General features: G+C 67.4%; 15 protein-coding genes and 2 tRNA genes. 6 read left to right on the top strand and 11 right to left on the bottom strand.

All coding sequences use genetic code 11. The features are described 5' to 3' along the window. The coding region (locus VF697_RS10435; protein WP_331093827.1) for a hypothetical protein at nucleotides 1-895 on the bottom strand (895 nt) is incomplete at its 3' end. Between the two features lie 117 nt (nucleotides 896-1,012). Continuing rightward, nucleotides 1,013-1,894, bottom strand: coding sequence for a peptidylprolyl isomerase (locus VF697_RS10430; protein WP_331093825.1), 882 nt, complete (start codon nucleotides 1,892-1,894; stop codon nucleotides 1,013-1,015). A gap of 229 nt (nucleotides 1,895-2,123) precedes the next feature. On the opposite strand from VF697_RS10430, the gene VF697_RS10425 reads away from it, so the two are divergent. Beyond that, on the top strand, nucleotides 2,124-3,098 hold the full coding sequence (locus VF697_RS10425) for a peptidylprolyl isomerase (RefSeq protein WP_331093823.1): 975 nt from the start codon (nucleotides 2,124-2,126) through the stop codon (nucleotides 3,096-3,098). 114 nt (nucleotides 3,099-3,212) lie between these two features. Here the strand turns inward: VF697_RS10425 and VF697_RS10420 are convergent. The 7 genes from VF697_RS10420 to VF697_RS10390 form a co-directional block, all read right to left on the bottom strand. After that, nucleotides 3,213-3,284, bottom strand: a tRNA-Val gene (locus VF697_RS10420). 26 nt (nucleotides 3,285-3,310) lie between these two features. Next, a tRNA-Val gene (locus VF697_RS10415) sits at nucleotides 3,311-3,382 on the bottom strand. 52 nt (nucleotides 3,383-3,434) lie between these two features. Continuing rightward, the gene (locus tag VF697_RS10410; RefSeq protein ID WP_331093821.1) at nucleotides 3,435-3,713 is read right to left on the bottom strand and encodes a hypothetical protein; all 279 of its coding nucleotides are present in this window, start codon (nucleotides 3,711-3,713) and stop codon (nucleotides 3,435-3,437) included. 22 nt (nucleotides 3,714-3,735) lie between these two features. After that, nucleotides 3,736-4,161, bottom strand: coding sequence for a hypothetical protein (locus VF697_RS10405; RefSeq protein WP_331093819.1), 426 nt, complete (start codon nucleotides 4,159-4,161; stop codon nucleotides 3,736-3,738). 10 nt (nucleotides 4,162-4,171) lie between these two features. Next, complete coding sequence (locus VF697_RS10400) at nucleotides 4,172-5,800, bottom strand: Hsp70 family protein (protein WP_331093817.1); 1,629 nt, start codon at nucleotides 5,798-5,800, stop codon at nucleotides 4,172-4,174. Nucleotides 5,801-5,854: 54 nt separating this feature from the next. Continuing rightward, the gene (locus VF697_RS10395; RefSeq protein WP_331093815.1) at nucleotides 5,855-7,882 is read right to left on the bottom strand and encodes an ATP-dependent helicase; all 2,028 of its coding nucleotides are present in this window, start codon (nucleotides 7,880-7,882) and stop codon (nucleotides 5,855-5,857) included. Nucleotides 7,883-7,927: 45 nt separating this feature from the next. Beyond that, nucleotides 7,928-9,616 carry a HEAT repeat domain-containing protein gene (locus tag VF697_RS10390; RefSeq protein WP_331093813.1) on the bottom strand — a complete coding sequence of 563 codons (1,689 nt, stop codon included), beginning with the start codon at nucleotides 9,614-9,616 and terminating at the stop codon, nucleotides 7,928-7,930. A 135-nt stretch (nucleotides 9,617-9,751) separates the two neighbouring features. On the opposite strand from VF697_RS10390, the gene VF697_RS10385 reads away from it, so the two are divergent. After that, nucleotides 9,752-10,498, top strand: a complete 747-nt coding sequence (locus VF697_RS10385; protein WP_331093810.1) for a CHAP domain-containing protein — start codon at nucleotides 9,752-9,754, stop codon at nucleotides 10,496-10,498. A 706-nt stretch (nucleotides 10,499-11,204) separates the two neighbouring features. On the opposite strand, the gene VF697_RS10380 is transcribed toward VF697_RS10385, so the two are convergent. Continuing rightward, the gene (locus VF697_RS10380) at nucleotides 11,205-12,143 is read right to left on the bottom strand and encodes a DUF2381 family protein (protein ID WP_414641270.1); all 939 of its coding nucleotides are present in this window, start codon (nucleotides 12,141-12,143) and stop codon (nucleotides 11,205-11,207) included. 376 nt (nucleotides 12,144-12,519) lie between these two features. Between VF697_RS10380 and VF697_RS10375 the strand changes: the two genes are divergently transcribed. The 4 genes from VF697_RS10375 to VF697_RS10360 all read left to right on the top strand — a co-directional run bounded on the left by VF697_RS10375 (nucleotide 12,520) and on the right by VF697_RS10360 (nucleotide 14,401). Beyond that, entirely contained in the window at nucleotides 12,520-12,711 is a 192-nt protein-coding gene (locus VF697_RS10375) for a hypothetical protein (protein ID WP_331093806.1), read from the top strand. 4 nt (nucleotides 12,712-12,715) lie between these two features. After that, nucleotides 12,716-13,510 (top strand): DUSAM domain-containing protein, encoded by a 795-nt coding sequence (locus VF697_RS10370; protein WP_331093804.1) that lies wholly within the window; start codon nucleotides 12,716-12,718, stop codon nucleotides 13,508-13,510. Nucleotides 13,511-13,807: 297 nt separating this feature from the next. Then, nucleotides 13,808-14,155: a hypothetical protein gene (locus VF697_RS10365; RefSeq protein WP_331093802.1), complete on the top strand. Its 348-nt coding sequence runs from the start codon at nucleotides 13,808-13,810 to the stop codon at nucleotides 14,153-14,155. A gap of 15 nt (nucleotides 14,156-14,170) precedes the next feature. Beyond that, nucleotides 14,171-14,401 (top strand): hypothetical protein, encoded by a 231-nt coding sequence (locus VF697_RS10360; RefSeq protein ID WP_331093800.1) that lies wholly within the window; start codon nucleotides 14,171-14,173, stop codon nucleotides 14,399-14,401. Between the two features lie 361 nt (nucleotides 14,402-14,762). Here VF697_RS10360 and VF697_RS10355 read toward each other — a convergent pair whose 3' ends face one another. Continuing rightward, entirely contained in the window at nucleotides 14,763-16,025 is a 1,263-nt protein-coding gene (locus VF697_RS10355) for a hypothetical protein (protein ID WP_331093798.1), read from the bottom strand. Between the last annotated feature and the right edge of the window lie 252 nt (nucleotides 16,026-16,277).

The following is a 16,277-nucleotide window of genomic DNA, read 5'->3' as shown; positions in this document are numbered from 1 at the left end:
CCTGGCCGTTGGTCCGGGCGATCACCTCGCCGCCCTGCGTGACGCCGACCACCTCTTCATTGAGGGAGCGGTACGTCACCCCCTTGAAGGGTCCAGAGAGATCGACCTCGCCCGCGATGGCGAACCGACCGGTGACGCTCAACTGCTCGCGCTGCCCGAATCCATCCGAGAGCAGCAACGGCGAGGGCCGCAGCACCAGCCCGAGCAGCGGATCGAAGTCGGTACCACTGGTGAACTCGACGGCGGAGGTGTGCACCGCACGGCCGAAGGCATCGCGCAGCGACACGTCCGCGATCACCACACCGTCGGGAGGAATGGAGGTGCTGGCGAGGGAGGGAACGAAGAACTGGACGCGGCCGGGCGTGTCGGAGCGGGGGTGCGCCTTCATCCGCCGGGTGAGCGCGAAGGCCTTGGGCTCGGCGTCGGCGAGGCTGCCGTGCACGGTGCGCAGCTCCAGGCCCGAGGCGCCGAGCAGGGACAGCTCCGCGTCGGCCACGTCTCCCGTGTAGGCCACCTCCACCAGGATGCCGCCCTGCTCCGGGACGGAGCGCACGGACACCGGACTCTCACGGAACGAGGGGGGCGGCTTGTTCGCGTCGAACTTCACCACCTGCTGGGGCGGGAGCGAGCCCGTGGCGAGCACGGGCCGGGCGGTGATCTCGAGGACGCCATCCGCCGGGAAGGGCTTCTGGAACGGCACGAGGAGGTGGAAGGGCACCGCCCCGGCGTAGTCCCGCGTCACCACGGCACCCGAGACCGTGGCGAAGGAGCCCGCCGTGACCGAGGTCCCCTGGACGCTCACCACGAGCTGGGACACCGCCCCATTCACCTCGAGGCCGATCTCCACGGCCTGTGCGCCCGTCCGGATGGGAACGATGGGATGCGCCCCGACCACGGACGGCTCCGCCAAAGCCCCTCCGGCGGACAGCAGCCCAAAGCACAGGATGAGGAGACGAGAGAGCCCCCCCGTACGACGGCTCGAACGAAGCACAACCCCTCCCAACTGTACGTCTTACGGCCGTGTACTGCTCTCTACGCTGACTCCGCCAGCCTGCCTCAGGCGCGTCAGGAGATCATCGAAAACCTTACGTTTCATTTGCGGCTGCATCCGGCCCAGGAGGGTGGAGCGCACCTCCTCGAAAGGAGGGATGCGGGGCTCCCGCCGCTCGACGAGCTGGATGACGGAGTAGCCCCCCGCCTCTTCCACCACCGGGCTCACCGCGCCGGCCTTCGTCAGGGCGAACGCCGCCTTCTCCAGCGCCGAATCACGCCCATCGCCCCGGGCGAACAGCCCCAGGTCCCCTCCCTGGATGCGCTCGGGCCCGTCGCCGTCGGCGGCCACCCGGGCCACGGCCTCGCCCTTGCGCAGCCGCTGCGCGAACTGCTCGGCCCGCTGGCGCGCGCGGGTCCGCTCGGCGGCGGAAGACCCGGCGGGCACCGCGGCGAGCACCCGCACCACCCGGACGCGCTCGGGCTGGCTCAGCTCCGCCTTGTTCGCCTCGTAATACGCCCGAAGCTGCTCCTCCGAGGGCGTGCTCGCGGCCTTCTCCTCCTCGGCCAGCAGCGCCTGGATGATGAGCCGCTCCTCCAGATCCCGCACCTGGCGCTGGATGTCCTTCTGCTCGTGGAGAGCGCGGCGCCGCGCCTCCTGCGCCAGCAGCCGCTTGTCGATCATCGAGCGGATGAACTCGCGCCGGCCGTTGACCGTGTCGAACTGCTCGCGGAGCTGCGGGGGCAGTCGCGCCACCTCGGCCGCCAGCTCCGCCTCGGTGATGACCCCCCCCGTGTAGCTGCCCACCGCCTGGCTCTGAACGTCCCCCGCATCGGGGGAGCCCGGCTTCGAGCAGGCCGCACCGAGCAACATCACCCACATCAGGCTTCGCGCGATTCTCATGACGTCTTCCCCACCCGGGCCCTGCCGAGCTGGGAACTCCCAGAAATGGGCGCGCATCATGCATATCCCCAGGAGTCAGGTCTAGAGACCCGTCCTCCCTTCCCCCCAGCCAGGGAAGCAGGAGCTCCCCCCGCGCTTCCGGCGGCGACTTTCTGTATTGTGCGCGCGCACCTTTCCGGCCCCTCACACCAGCGGTGAAGGCGGCCGTTGCATCTCCCGCGAGCAGCCCATGCGCCTGCGTTTCACTTCCCTCCCCTGCCTCCTCACGACCGTCGCGCTCGCCCTGACCGCCTGTGGGGACCGCGGCAACTCCCCCAGCTCCGACAAGGGACCGAAGGACGACAGCCCCGTCGTCGCCACCGTCGGTGACCGCTCCATCACCGCCAACGAGCTGAAGGCGAAGCTGGAGGAGCAGCCCCCCTTCGTCCGGGCGCGCTACGCCACGCTCGAGAAGAAGAAGGAGTTCCTCGACAACCAGATCCGCTTCGAGCTCCTCGTCCAGGAGGCCCGCCAGCGCGGGCTGGACAAGGATCCGGAGGTGCGCGCCACCCTGGAGAAGGTGATGGTGCAGAAGCTGCTGCGCGCCCAGCAGGAGAGCGCGGCGGGCGCGGTGTCGGACGAGGATCTGCGCAAGTACTACGACGAGCACCGCGACGAGTTCATCAAGCCCGAGCGGGTGCGAGCCAGCCACGTCTTCTTCGTGTCCCCCAAGGGCGACGTGAAGCGCAACGAGGTGCAGGCCTCGGCCACCAGGCTGCTGGCGGAGCTCAAGCGCCAGGAGCCCGCGGCCCTGCAAGCCGCCTTCGAGCAGGTGGCGCGCACCCGGTCCGAGGATGGCACCACGAAGGGCGCGGGAGGTGACCTGGGCTACCGCACGCGGGAGGAGCTGGCCCAGGTGTGGGGCCCGGTCCTGGCGGAGGCCGCTTTCGGCCTGAAGACCATGGGGGAGCTCACCACCGTGGTGGCCACCGAGCAGGGCGTCCACCTGGTGCAGCTCACCGGGCGTCAGGCCGGGATGAACCAGGACTTCGACTCCGTGAAGTCGCGCATCGAGAACCGGCTCCTCACCGAGCGGCGCGGGCGCAACCTCGACGACTTCATCGCCGGGCTTCGCCAGAAGACCGCGGTGCAGATCAAGGAAGACACGCTCGAGCAGCTCAAGGTCGACGAGGCCGCGCAGCAGGCCACCCAGACCGCCGAGTGACGCGGGCCCTCCCGGACTGAGATGGAGACGGTGCCGCCGGGTGGCGCCGTCTCCTCGTCGGGCCTGGAAAAGCAAAAGGCCGTGAGCCCCTGGGGACTCACGGCCTTTACGTTGTGGGCGCACCAGGATTCGAACCTGGGACCCCTGCCGTGTGAAGGCAGTGCTCTACCGCTGAGCTATGCGCCCGACTGCACGTCGACTTTCGTTGGGAGTGGGCGCACCAGGATTCGAACCTGGGACCCCTGCCGTGTGAAGGCAGTGCTCTACCGCTGAGCTATGCGCCCCCGACGAAGTGACGCGCGGGTAAATGCCACCCGCTGTGCCCCCTGTCAACGGCTATCGACGCGAGATTTCTTCCAGCTTCTCGTCCAGCTCGCGCAGCCGCCGCTTGAGGCCCGACAGCTTCTTGCCCACGGCCTTGAAGTCGCTCTTGGGGGCGAAGTTCAGCGCCCGCATCAGCTCCTCCTGCCCCTTGTCCAGCGCCTGCTTGCCCCGCTGCACCGAGCCGAGTGCCTGGGCGACGGTCATGGCCCGCTTCTCGTCGGCCATGAGCTTCTCCACCGCCTTCTGCGACATCCCCAGCGCCTGCTTCTTCAGATCCTCGCGAATCCCCATCTGGCCTGCCCCCCTCGGGTCCTCACTGCTCGTCCACGTACTCGGTCTTGAGCTGGGCGAAGACGCGGTCGGCGATCCCCTTGAACCGCAGCCGCTCGATGAGCTGCTGCAGGTCGCCCTTCACCGCGATGCGGCGCCGCAGCACCGCCTCCACGGGATCCAAGCTGCCCTGCAGGAGCTGCTTCCACACCGAGTACGGCGCTCGCGCCAGGTAGGCCGGCTCGAGCTCGTCCAGATCGTCCGGCTCCTCGAGGACCCGCAGCTTCTCGATGCGGGCATTGCGCGGCACCAGGTGTGCCACGAAGGCGCGCGCCAGCTTGCCCGGCTCTGCGTCGACGATGACCCCGATCTCACCCTGCCAGCCCTGGGCGGCCAGCGAGCGCTCCGGATCCTCGTTCACCAGCCGAACCGCCTCCTCACACCACTCCTTCGACGGGAACTTCGCCATGCCGCTCTCGCTATCCCCTGCGGAAGATGCTCTTGATGCTGGAGAACAGCCCGCTGCCTTCCTGGTGGGAGGACGGCGTGGTGGACGCCTGCTCGGCCTTCTGGGCCCGCTCCTGGGCCACGCGCGCCAGCTCCTTCTTGAGCAGCTCCGGGGTGTCCCGGGTGGCCAGCTCGATGCGCTTGGGGCCGCTGGCCTCCTCGACGATGACCTGGAGCAGGCACTCCTCGTTGAGCCGGAAGTCGATCTTCCGCCCCGCCGACTCGGCCGGCACCTTCAGGGTGCCCAGGAACTCGTTGTCCACCATCAGGTCGCTGTCGCCCTGGAAGATGTCCATCTCGATGAAGGGCGCGCCCGGATCCTTCGGGGGCGGGAGCCGGAAGCTCTTCACCAGCGGGATGCGGGAGTTCTTCTCGATGACCCGGCGCACGCGGCCGTTGGGCAGCGCGTAGCCGATGGGCATGGACACCGCGTCCAGCAGCGTCACCGCGTCGAGGCTGCCCAGCGAGTCCGCCAGCAGCGCCGCGCCCAGGGCCACGCACTCGTCCGGGTGCACGCCCTTGCGCGGCGGCTTGCCGAAGTGCTCCTGGATCCGCTGCTGCACCAGCGGCATGCGGCTCTGCCCGCCCACCAGGATGATCTCGTCGATCTCCGAGCGGCTGATGCCCTTCTCCCCCAGCACCCGGTCGCAGATCTCGAACGTGCGATCCACCAGGTCCATGGTGAGCGCGTTGAGGTTCTCGCGCGTCAGGGGGATGCGCAGATCCATCGGCTTGCCCTTGCGCTCCTCGATGAAGGGCAGGTCGATGAGCACGTTGGGGATGAGCGTCAGATCAATCTTCGCCGACTCGGCGGCGTTCTTGATGCGCTGCATGGCGATGGGGCTCTGCGAGAGGTCGACCTTGGTCTCCTCCCAGAACTTCTCGAGCACGTAGTCCATCACCCGGTTGTCGAAGTCGACGCCGCCCAGGAAGGTGTCGCCGCCGGTGGCCAGCACCTCGAAGACGTTGCCCGTCAGGTGCAGCACCGAGACGTCGAAGGTGCCACCGCCCAGGTCGTACACGAGGATCTTCTGATCCAACCCGCGGTTGAAGCCGTACGCCAGCGCCGCCGCGGTGGGCTCGTTGACGATGCGCTTCACGTCGAAGCCGGCCAGCTTCCCGGCCTCCTTCACCGCCTGGCGCTGGCTGTCCGTGTAGTAGGCCGGCACGGAGATGACGGCCTCGTCGATGGGGCCACCCAGGAACTGCTCGGCGATCGTCTTGAGCTGCTTGAGGATGACGCTGGACACCTCGGGCAGCGTGTACAGGCGCCCGCCCAGCATCACCGCCGCGTCACCGTCCGGGGCCTCGACGATGTCGTACTTGAAGTAGCCCTTGAGCTCCTCGACGACCTTGGAGTGGTACTTGCGCCCGATGAGACGCTTGGTCCCGTAGAGCGTGTTGCGCGGGTTGGTGACCATCTGATCCTTGGCCACGCCACCCACCATCAGGTCGCCCTTGGCGGAGAGCGCCACCACGGAGGGGAGGATCAGGTTGCCGCGATCCGTGGGGACGATCTTCGGGATGCGGTTCTTCACGGACGCGACCAGTGTGTTGGTCGTTCCCAGATCAATCCCGATGATGCGAGGTCTGTCCGCCATTGTGGAGTCAGTGTCTGGCCCGAGGGGACCACACACCTTCCCCTCTGTATCACGTCAAGCGCCGTCTTGCTCGGTTCTCGTCTCCAGGATCAGCCGGTCGTAGGGCGAGTCCTCGCCCACCGGTAGCTCCTCGACGAAGCGGGAAAGCCGGAGGATCGCCCGCTCGCCGAGCTCCAGGACGACGGAGATGGGATACGTCAGCGCCAGCTCGTCCTTCGCCCGGGTGGCCGCCACGTAGAAGAGCCGGCGCTCCTCCTCCTCCTCGTCCGGCGTGCGAGCGGCTCCATGCAGGGGAAAGCGGCCCTCGACGAGGGAGATGACGAAAACCGCCTGCCATTCCAGCCCCTTGGCCTGGTGGACCGTGGAGAGCGTGAGGCCCTCTTCCGGGGCCTCCCCGGTGGCCTCCCGGGCCGAGAATTCGGACGCCAGCGCGATCTCCGACAGGAAGCGCGGCAGGTCCTCGAAGCGCCCGGCGAACTCGGCGAGCTGGCGGATGTCGTCCTCGCGCCGCTCCTCCTCGGGGAACTCGGCGCGCAGGTACTCGGCATAGCCGCCGGCCAGGACGTCCTGGATCATCTGCCCCGGGGTCATTTCCGACCCATGGCCCGTCAGCCGCTCCAGCAGACGGCTCAGCCGCTCGAAGCCGGGCGCCGCCTTCCGAGGCACCTCGGCCCGGACCTCGGGGCGGCCCAGGGCCTCGGCCAGGGGCAGCTCGGGCGGCAGCGCGATCAGCGCCTCCCACAAGGACTCGGCTTTGGCCGGGCCGATGCCGGATACGAGCTTGACGATCCGCTTGAGGGCCAGCTCATCCCGCCCGTTGCCCACCAGCCGCAGGTGGGCGAGCACGTCCTTCACATGGGTCTGCTCGAAGAAGCGCATGCCCGAGCGCACCTGGAAGGGGATGCCCCGGCGGGTCAGCTCCAGCTGTAGCTCCAGCGAGTGGCTGTGCGCCCGGTAGAGCACCGCCATCTCCCTCAGCGGCACGCCCGTGTCGCGCAGCTCGCGCACCCGCTGGGCCACGAAGGCGGCCTGCTGCGCCATGTCCAGAGTGGGCACCAGCACCGGCGTGGGGCCCGGGGGGCGCGAGGAGATGAGCTGCTTGGGGAACTGGCGCTGGTTGAGCGAGATGGAGTCGTTGGCCAGCCGGAGGATCTCCGGCGTCGAGCGGTAGTTGCGGGTGAGCGGGTAGATGCCGCAGCCCGGGTAGCGCTGGGGGAAGTCGATGATGTTGGTGAAGTCCGCGCCCCGGAAGCTGTAGATGGACTGGCAGTCGTCGCCCACCACGGTGAGGTTGCGGCGCTCGCCCACGAGCAGATCCACCAGCTCGCCCTGCAGCCGGTTGGTGTCCTGGTACTCGTCCACGAGCACGCACTGGAACCGCTCCACGAGCTCCGCGTGGACGCTGGGGTTCTCGAGCAGCAGCCGCTTGAGCAGCACCAGCAGGTCATCGAAGTCCATCAGGTGCATGCGCGCCTTGCGCTCGGCGAAGCGGCGCGTCACCGCGAGCAGCTCCTCGGTCAGCGGGAGGAACTGCGGCCGGCGCTCCACCACCACCTCCGCCACCGAGTGCTGCAGGTTGGCGGCCATGGAGACGAGGTCCAACACCACCTCGGGCCTGGGGAAGCGCCGCTCCCGGGGCAGCTTGCGCTCGGCGATGCAGGAGGACATCAGGTCGCGCGCGTCCTCGCGGTCCAGCACCGTGAAGTCGCGCGAGAAGCCGAGCGCCCCCGCGTGCTGGCGCAGCAGCACGTGCGCCGCGTGGTGGAAGGTGCCGCCGAGCAGCTTCCGCACGTCCGCGAAGGAGCCGGCCAGCTCCTCTACCCGCCGTGTCATCTCGCGCGCGGCCTTGTTGGTGAAGGTGAGCAGCAGCATGCCCTCGGGAGGAATGCCCCGCTCCAGCATCCGCGCCACCCGGAACGTCAGCGTGCGCGTCTTGCCCGTGCCCGCCCCCGCGATGACCAGCACCGGCCCCTCCCCCGCCTCCACCGCGAGCCGCTGCTCCTCGTTGAGCAGCCGCTCATAGTCGATGCGCGGCGGAGCCGTCGTCGGCGCGGCCTTCAACGTGTACGTGCGAGTGGCCATGGCGACTCACTCTACGGGTCGGTCTGACCTGGGAGATCCCGTCGGTTAGTGGACACCCAGCGCGGACAGCCGGCCCGCGGCCTCGGTGCGGACCTCGGGGGACGGATCCCGCTCGCGCGCCACCTCGAGCAGCAGCGGCGCCAGCTTCGGCAGCTTCGCCCCCACCGTCCGGAGCGCCTCGCGCCGCTGGGACACCGCGTTGTCCAGGCGCTCGCCCACGGCGTCGTCTCCGCAGGTGCGCGCCCCGGGCGTCTGCTCGCGCAGCAACAGCTCCGCGTCCGCCAGCCGCGCCTCCGACAGCTTCAGCGCGTCCGCCGCCGCCACCTCGAAGCCAGCCAGGTCCTCGGGGAACTCGGTGTTCGCCTTCCGGGCCCGGGCGATGGTCTCCGACGCGAAGCGGGCGTTCTGCACCGCCGCGCACAGCTGCCGCGCCGCCGCCAGGGGGACGGCGCCCTCGGGGGAGATCGACTCCTCGCGCGCCACCCGTAGCGCCCACAGCGAGAGCTGCCGCGCCGCCACCGCCGCCGAGAAGGACTGGCGCCGCTCCTCGCGCAGCTGCACCCAGCGCCGCAGCACCACCGGATCGGGATCCTCCGGCACGAAGGCCCGCTGGTACTCGGTGGCCGCCTCGCTCATGCGCCCGGACAGGTCCAGCAGGGCCGCCATCGCCAGGTACAGCTCCGCGCTGTTCGCCTTCTCGCGCAGCGACTCCAGCCGCACCGCCACCTCGTACTCCGCCACCGGCTTGGGCAGCGCGCGCAGCACCGTCTGGAGGCTCTCCAGCGCCCGCTGCCGCACGAGCGGGTTGCGCCCCGCGCGGAACGCCTCCAGCAGCGGATCCAGCACCCGCACCGAGACGTGCTGGCCCAGCTCCTCCGCCGCCTGCCAGCGATCCATCGGATCCGGCGCCACCAGCGAGCGCTTCAGGTCCTCGATGTCCCGCAGGTAGTGCCCCACCTGCGCGGCCTGCGCCACCGGCTCGGGACTGAGCAGCGCCGAGCGCTCGGCGCGGACCCGGGCCAGGCGCGCCGGGAAGTCCTTCAGCTTCGTCCCCAGCGGGTGCCCCGCCACGCGCGACTCCGCCTCCTCCAGCAGCCCGGAGACCAGCAGCCCCTCCACCTCCAGCTCCAGCAGCTTCGCCTTCACCTGCTCGCGGTAGCGCCCCGCCGGGAAGTCCCGCAGGTACACGAAGAGCTGAGCCGCCCCCGCGGACCGCGCCTGCGTGAAGGACTCGTCGTCCAGCCGCGACTCCACCTCCAGGCGCCGAGGGTCATCCGGCGCCTCGCGCAGGTACTCCCGGAGCTGCCGCGAGTCCGTCGTGGTGGCCAGCTCCTTGAGCTCCGCCTCCCTCAGCAGCCGCTGCGCCTCCTCGCGCTGCGCCCCGTCCGGATGGTCCCGCAGGAACTGCCGCAGCGCCGCCGCGGTGCCCGCCTCCTTCGCCGCGTTGAAGCGCAGGCCCTCCAGCAGCGCCCGAGCCGAGCGCGCCCGAGGCCCCTCCGGGTGCGCCTCCAGGAAGCGCTTGTAGGCCACCACCGAGTGCAGCTTCGAGGCCTCCTCGAACTCCAGCTCCTCGACGCGCACCTCCACCACCTCGGCGTCCTCGGCCTCGGGGTACTCGCGCAGGAACGCGCGGTAGGCCTCCAGCGTGTCCGCCTCCTGGGCCCGCTGGTACGCCCGGGGCGCACCACAGCCAGTCAGCAGCAGCAGCAGGGAGAGGGCTCGAAACTTGCGCATTGGCCCAGAATTACCACCATGCCACCGGGTGAAAAACCCGAGCTTCCTCGCCCGCTTGGCCGGGTAGGTTTTTTGACGACACGGCTGATCCGCCGGACCCTCTCCCTCGTGGACTCGCTACAGGGAGGTCGCATCATGAGGCTCGGTGTCCTGCTCGCGGCGGTGGTGATGATGACCGGGTGCGCCACCAGCCTGCCTCGCGGCGGACGGGTGCTGGCCTCGGGCTACCGCTACGGCCCCCTCACGCCCGTCGCGGCGCCTCGGGCCCCGCTGAGCGTCGCCGCCTCGCCTGCCCCCCGCAAGCAGGTGCACCCTCCCCCGCCCGCCGCCCGCCGCGAGGACGTGCTCACCGCCGCCCGGGGGCTGGTGGGCAGCAGCAAGGTGAAGCTCGCCGGACGCACCTGGCCGAGCGACTGCACCGGCTTCGTCGAGGCCGTGTACGCCAAGGCCGGAGTCTCGTTCCGCGGGGCCGGCCTGGCCGGGGACAACGGCGTCACCGCGCTCTACCGGTACACGAAGACGCAGGGGCGCGTGTACACCCGGGGCCAGCCGAGGCCGGGAGACCTCGTGTTCTTCCGTGAGACGTATGACCAGAACCGGGATGGGCGGCGCAACGACGGGCTCACCCACGTGGGGCTGGTGGACGGCGTCGAGAGCGATGGCACCGTCGTCGTCATCCACCGCGTGAAGCGCGGCGTGGTGCGCTACCGGATGAACCTCGCGAAGCCAAGCCTCCGGAGGGATCCCCGCACTGGCGAGGTGCTCAACGACATGCTGCGAGCGCCTGGGGCCGGCAAGGTCCCCGTGCTCACCGGGCAGCTGTTCGTCGCGTTCGGGACCGTGCTGCCCGAGCCCGGGCCCACGGCCGTGGCACGGCGGTAGGTACTCACCTCAACCCTCTCTTAGTGGGAGAAAAAACGGTTCTCCAAGAGTTTCGGGCACTTAGACTGAATTGAGGGGGGGCCGAAAACCATCAATTCAGGTCTCCTCTGGCGCTCGCAGCTACATTCCCCACTACACGGGGCACGCACCCGAGGTGAACCGACTACCGGGGTCGTTCGGGAGGGGTGTCCCGGTGGGTCGGTTCAACGGAACGAATTCACGACGAAGACCCCAGCGCGTGAGAATTCGAGGATGGCCGTTCCGGGCTTGGACTCGGGCTTTTTCTGCATCTGACCGTGAGCAAGCCGAGCCACAGCGCAAAGTGGGAAGGGCTCGCCGTCCGGCGGGTGTGCTTCGTAGTACCGGACGACAACTTGTGGGCCCCCCGTCCACACCCGCCCGTAGAGACGGGTTACCGGCGGAAGGGGTCCGAGACTGCTGATCAACATGCTCTCCACAGGCCCTTCGTAAAGAGTGATGGGGCTTGTGAGGCTCTGGTTGACGTCGAGGTCTACGGTCGCACCGTCCCCCACGCGCAGGTTGAGAATCCGCATGGCTTCGAGCGCCTTTTCCGGGCACTCCTGTGGGCCTGGGCTTCCATCCGAGCGAAGGGAAACGCCCCCTGGGGTCGTACAGCCGCAGCACATGCACAACAGAACGACAGAGGCAAAAAACGGCGCGCAGGTCGGAGCCATGTGAACCGGGTTTACAGCCCAAGCATGTGTCGTTCCAGAAAAACCCAAGCTTCTCGAATCCCGCTCCCTTGGCGGAAGAGTTCTAGAACGAGCCGGTCGGGGCTATCGTTGAAGTCAAATGCGCCCGCGTCAAAGACGACGGCAATCTGCCCGCTTTCACCACCGGGCCCCCAGCTTTCCTGAGTAGCACGCAGAGCAAACGGCCTTTGCTCCCCGCTCCCCTCGGCTACCAAGCGCGCTTCCATCAGGCTCCAAGTCTCGGATGGGCTGTTGTTCTTCAAGTTGATGATGACGGCGACCTTATCGGGCTTCTTACTATCGGGCTTATTGCTTGTAAGGACGGTCACCAAGATTTCAGCACCCCTGGGGTTCTTCACCAGCGAGACGTACTGCTGGCGGAACGGGGTCATTTTCAACGCGCCCTTTGCCAAGAGCGCTGCAAGGGCATGGTCAATTGATGTCTCCTCTTTCCGGTAGCGCTCGTTTTGTTCCTTGAGAATCCGCTCTTTGGATTGGGAATACTCCAGGCGACTCTGGAGCGCCCCCTTGGTCTCATTGTCCGGAAACACGTTCACCTGATGGTCAAACTGCTCGTTTCGAGCCGTCACGGTGAAGGGCAATTCCTTCCCGTCCGCGAGCGTCACCACCAACAGAAAACCATCCTCGGGCTTGATGTCTTTGAGCGGTTCTACGAGCACCTTCTTCCCGACACATTCCACGGGCTCGAAGCGACCTTCCCAGCCCAGCAGCTTCGTCCGTTCCCGGGCACAAGGTTTCTCGAAACGGAGGACGGTTACCATCTCACCCGCGACGTAAACCGAGGGCACTTCCGCCTTTGGTTCGTCCGAAAGGTAGACGGTCCGAGAGATGGGCTCGCGTCCACGAGCCATGGCCGCAGACGCCAAGAGGACGAGAAGAAAGGCAGACCGGGGAGGTAAGATGTTCCGCATATCGCGGGTTAACCTAGCAGATAAGGGGCGCGACCGGCCAGCCCCCCGTGAGCGGGCCCGTCGTAGCGTCTCGAAATGAGACTGTTCTAACCTCGACGATATGAAACCCCTGACTTCCGCTGTGTTCGTGCGGCTGGCCCTACTTTGGGGGGTCCTCGTGTCCGGTTGCTCGGCTGGTAGGGCGCATTACGCTTACTCCGGTAGGACGACGCACGACACCTACACGTCGAGCCGCCCCGTAGTCCTGGCGCAAGCGGCAACGATGGACTGCCGCCCCGGCGACTCAACAATGGTCTGCTGCATCAAAAAGCATCCATACGACCCGGTAGGCGCTTGTGGGGCCACGCAATCCGAAGTTGATCAGGTGCTCAGGGCTGTGCGAACCGGCTCCGATGTTGACGACTTCGCCAACAACGAATCCCTTCCCGAGTGGAAGCAGGAGTGCATCAGCGACTATAACGACTGCATAAATGGCGGCTGGACGGGCAAGTGTGACGACTGCCTGCGCATGTGCGAGGGGCAGCGGAAGTGGCCCTCCAACATCTGCTACGCGAAGAAGAAGAGGTAGCCATATGGCCGAAGAAACGGACATGGACTGGGACGAGGTGTGGGCGCTGTCTCGTAGGGTTCTTGAGGACGGCGCATCCCTCGAACTGACCGACGAAACGCGCGGCCTTATGATGCGGACTGCTCAGAAGGTGGCCATAGGTCAGCAGGACGCGGAAGATGCTCTGCGCAGCCTGCCCACCGCAACGACGCTGCTCGGAGAGATCCATCACCGCATCGGGGAGGGGTCGCGGCGACTCAGCAGGGCTCGAAACCGAGCATACAAACTACGGGACGCGGGCGATCTCGACGGGGCGCGGCAGCTCATGCGTGACGTGCTCGCCGTAGAGGTTGTCCCCCTCTACCGGGAGCAGGCCGAAACCCTGCTCGATCAATTCACCGGGCTTTCGGAAGTGCTCGCAACCGGGCGTCTCAATCCGGACCTGGACGACCGGCCGCAGCTCGCCATTCTCGCGCAACGCATCCAGCAGGGTCACCCCCTGGAACTCACCGACGACTTGCGCAACCTTCTAGGCCGGACTGCCCCTACGGCAGCCATCAGCGAGAGTGAGACGGAAGAGGCCCTGAAGAGCCCGGAAGGCGCCGAGGCCATCATGGGGATGATTCTCTCGCGCTTCCGTGATGCCCAAAGCCGGTTCCTCCCCGCCATGTACCGGATGACGAGCCTCCGGGACGCTGGGGACCTCGAAGGTGCCCGCCAGCAGATGCGTGACGTGCTCGCCGTGGAGATCGTGCCGCGATACCGAGAGGCGGCCGAGGAACAGCTACGGGGCCTCGACAGTCCACCCCCGGAGTCGTGACCGACTCGGGGTTGGGCGCTCGGGAGCGGGGCACAAATCGCAGGGGTCCCCGTAGAGCGTCGCTGGGCCTTGGGGGATGTGGGCCCCCGGGTTGGCCTCCGAGGCTTGGCGGGCCCTTCCCGGCGTTGTGGGGGGCATCGCGGCTCGTACTCGCCGGAAGCGCCTGTTCCCTCAAGGACGCAATGCCTGTTGCCTACTGAATTCGCCCTCGAAATTGTTGCTGCCCAAGCTGCCGATTGTTGCTGCCCAAGCTGCCGGACGTATATGTCCAGGCCCTTCACTTGCGGTGAGGGCTGCATGGCTTGGAAGAAGAAGAACGGTCATTGGGAGTATGAGGGCTCGCCTGACGGAATCTCGTTTGTCGAGGAGGCAAAGAACCTTGCCCGCCCGCCCGCTGACGATGGGGATTACTGGGGAAACTGGGTATATCGGAAGGAGCCCGACCTCCTCGTTCACAAACAGCACAATTACGAAGTCCCCACTTCAAGAGACGAAGTGCCTGATTCTGACGAGTTCGTTGACTGGCTCGCACAACTGCGTGAGAAAACGTGGATTACCTCACAAGACCTCGGTGACTTCATCCGAGCGTTTGACTATGTGCGCGGGCTGCGGTGGCTGCGACCCTTGGCTAATACCAAGGGCTAACCATGAGAGGGTGGCATGCCACACTTTAACGTTCATCTCGACCGTGAAGCATCTGAACGCGCGGGTGCCGGGGGTTGGTTTCAAGTTAATTCCATCACGGATGAACATGGAAAAGATTGCACGCGTCTTTTAAAAATAGACCAAGGAAAACACTACCCCGATCTAGCAAGTCTCGCGGCTGACATAGCAGAAGCTCTCGGCATTGCGCCCAAAGACGTTTACCTTGAAGAGGTGGGAGAGTGGTGAGCAGGGCGAGCAAGTAAGCGCTTAATCGTTTACGGGTCTAAACTCTCGCTTGGGGCCCCCCGGCGCCCATGTGGCGTTTTCCCTGGGGGTCGATACCCGGGGCCCCTCCCCCCTGCCCGGTCTGTAGCTGCTGGCCATCCATGCCACGTCACCCACCAGCCGACCGGGCCCGGGAAGCTGCCCGCGAGCCCTCCCGCTCCCATCCCCTGTCAGTTGAATAGTGGGAGACTGGCGGCTTTTCTCTGTGCTTTTGCGGTCTTAGCGACTGCCGGGCAATTGGGTGTATCGGATTCTGTAATTACACGCCCAACTTGGGCGAACAACCGGACATGACTTGTTTCTACACGCCCTCGCCAGGGACTCACCGGAGCTCCGCTGATGGCGAGCGGCCCACCACCAGGACGTGCTGTGCTCTCGCGGTGGTTGAGCAATACAGCCGTAACACCTCGGGCGCCTCCAAGGGCTCCGCCAGCGATTGGCACCAGTGCAGCAACGCACGAAGGTAGGCATCGCTCTCCGGCTGCCACCGCTCGTCCGTCGCGACGCGATGCCGGATGCGGGAGAGCGCGGCGGCGGCGACTCCGTTCAGGGTTCCGGTGCGGGTGATGAAGTAGAGGCGCTTGAGGAACGCACCGCTCTTGGGCTCGCGCCGGAAGCGCCGGAAGGAGCCGCGTGCGAAGACGAAGCGCTCACCGGCCTCCTCGTGCACGGCCTCACGGTCGAAGTGGCCGGAGGAGAAATACCGGGTCCGGTACTGCCCGGGGTCGTAATGGGCGGCATCTCCCGTGAGCCACGCCAGGTTCTCCTGCCGGAGACGGAAGCCGTGGGCCAGGTCGTTGGGGTTTCGCTTCACCTCGACCATCGCCAGCACCTCCACCGGCCGTCCCGGGGAGAGCGGCCGGCGAATCACGAGCTGATCGAACTCGGAACGCGCCGCGCCAAGGGTGACGCCCCTGAGCACCTGGATGCGCTGAGCCGCCGCCTCCCCTCCCCGGCCCAGCAGATCGGGGACGATGTGCCGCCGTGTCAGCGTCAGGGCCAGTTGCTCGAACGACTGGCCCGTGTGTCCGGAGCGTTGGCCCTGGCTCAGGAGCAGCTCGGACAAGCGCGCCTCTTCTTCTTCCAGCCCCAGCGTCCCGCGGAGCCGCTGCAGCTCCGCGTGGACCTGGAGCAGGATCTGCCTCGCGGGGCTGGCCTCACTCGCGCGAGCGTATCTCTCCCGCAGCAGCTCTTGCCTGGCCTGGAATCCGGCCAGCTTCCGCTGAAGCGGCGACTTCTTCTCCGGCGCGGCTCGCGCCAGCGCGGCGCTCAGCCCGATGAGGGCCTTATCGGTGTTCGCGAGTTCCTCCTCCATCTGGCGGAGGCGTGCGGACGGCGCCGAGGCCTCATCCTCCGCGACGGCACGACGATAGGTCCGCTCCAGGTCGCGGAGCTCCGGGTGTGCCCGCCGCAGGTCACGAATCCTGGCACGTTGAGCAAAGGCAGGGTCCGCCTGCCAGCGCGGCAGCTCGTGGGTGAGCCAGCGGCGGAAGCCCTCGACGTCGAGCTGCCGGAGATCCACAGCGCCCCGCAGCAGGCGGCGCAGTGCGCGTATCCCTCGTGCGGTGTGGGGAGCGGGGCTCATGGTGACGGCGCCCGATTTGAGCACAGGTGATACGGTGCTGACCCTTTTGCCGGCACCTGACGAGTCACCCGAGGACCGACGCCATGATCGAGCTGCCCGAGAAACCGACGCTGCAGGACTACCAGCGCTACATCCACGAGCTGGAGGCGATGCACGGCTGGCTGAAGCTGGACCTCGTCCACAACTGCTTCCTCATGGGCGAGGAGGTGGGCGAGCTGTTCAAGGCGGTGCGCAAGTACAACAAGCTGTACG

This window comes from Archangium sp. (assembly GCF_036388035.1).
Taxonomy (GTDB): domain Bacteria; phylum Myxococcota; class Myxococcia; order Myxococcales; family Myxococcaceae; genus Archangium.
This window is presented reverse-complemented; position numbering and strand designations above follow the sequence as displayed.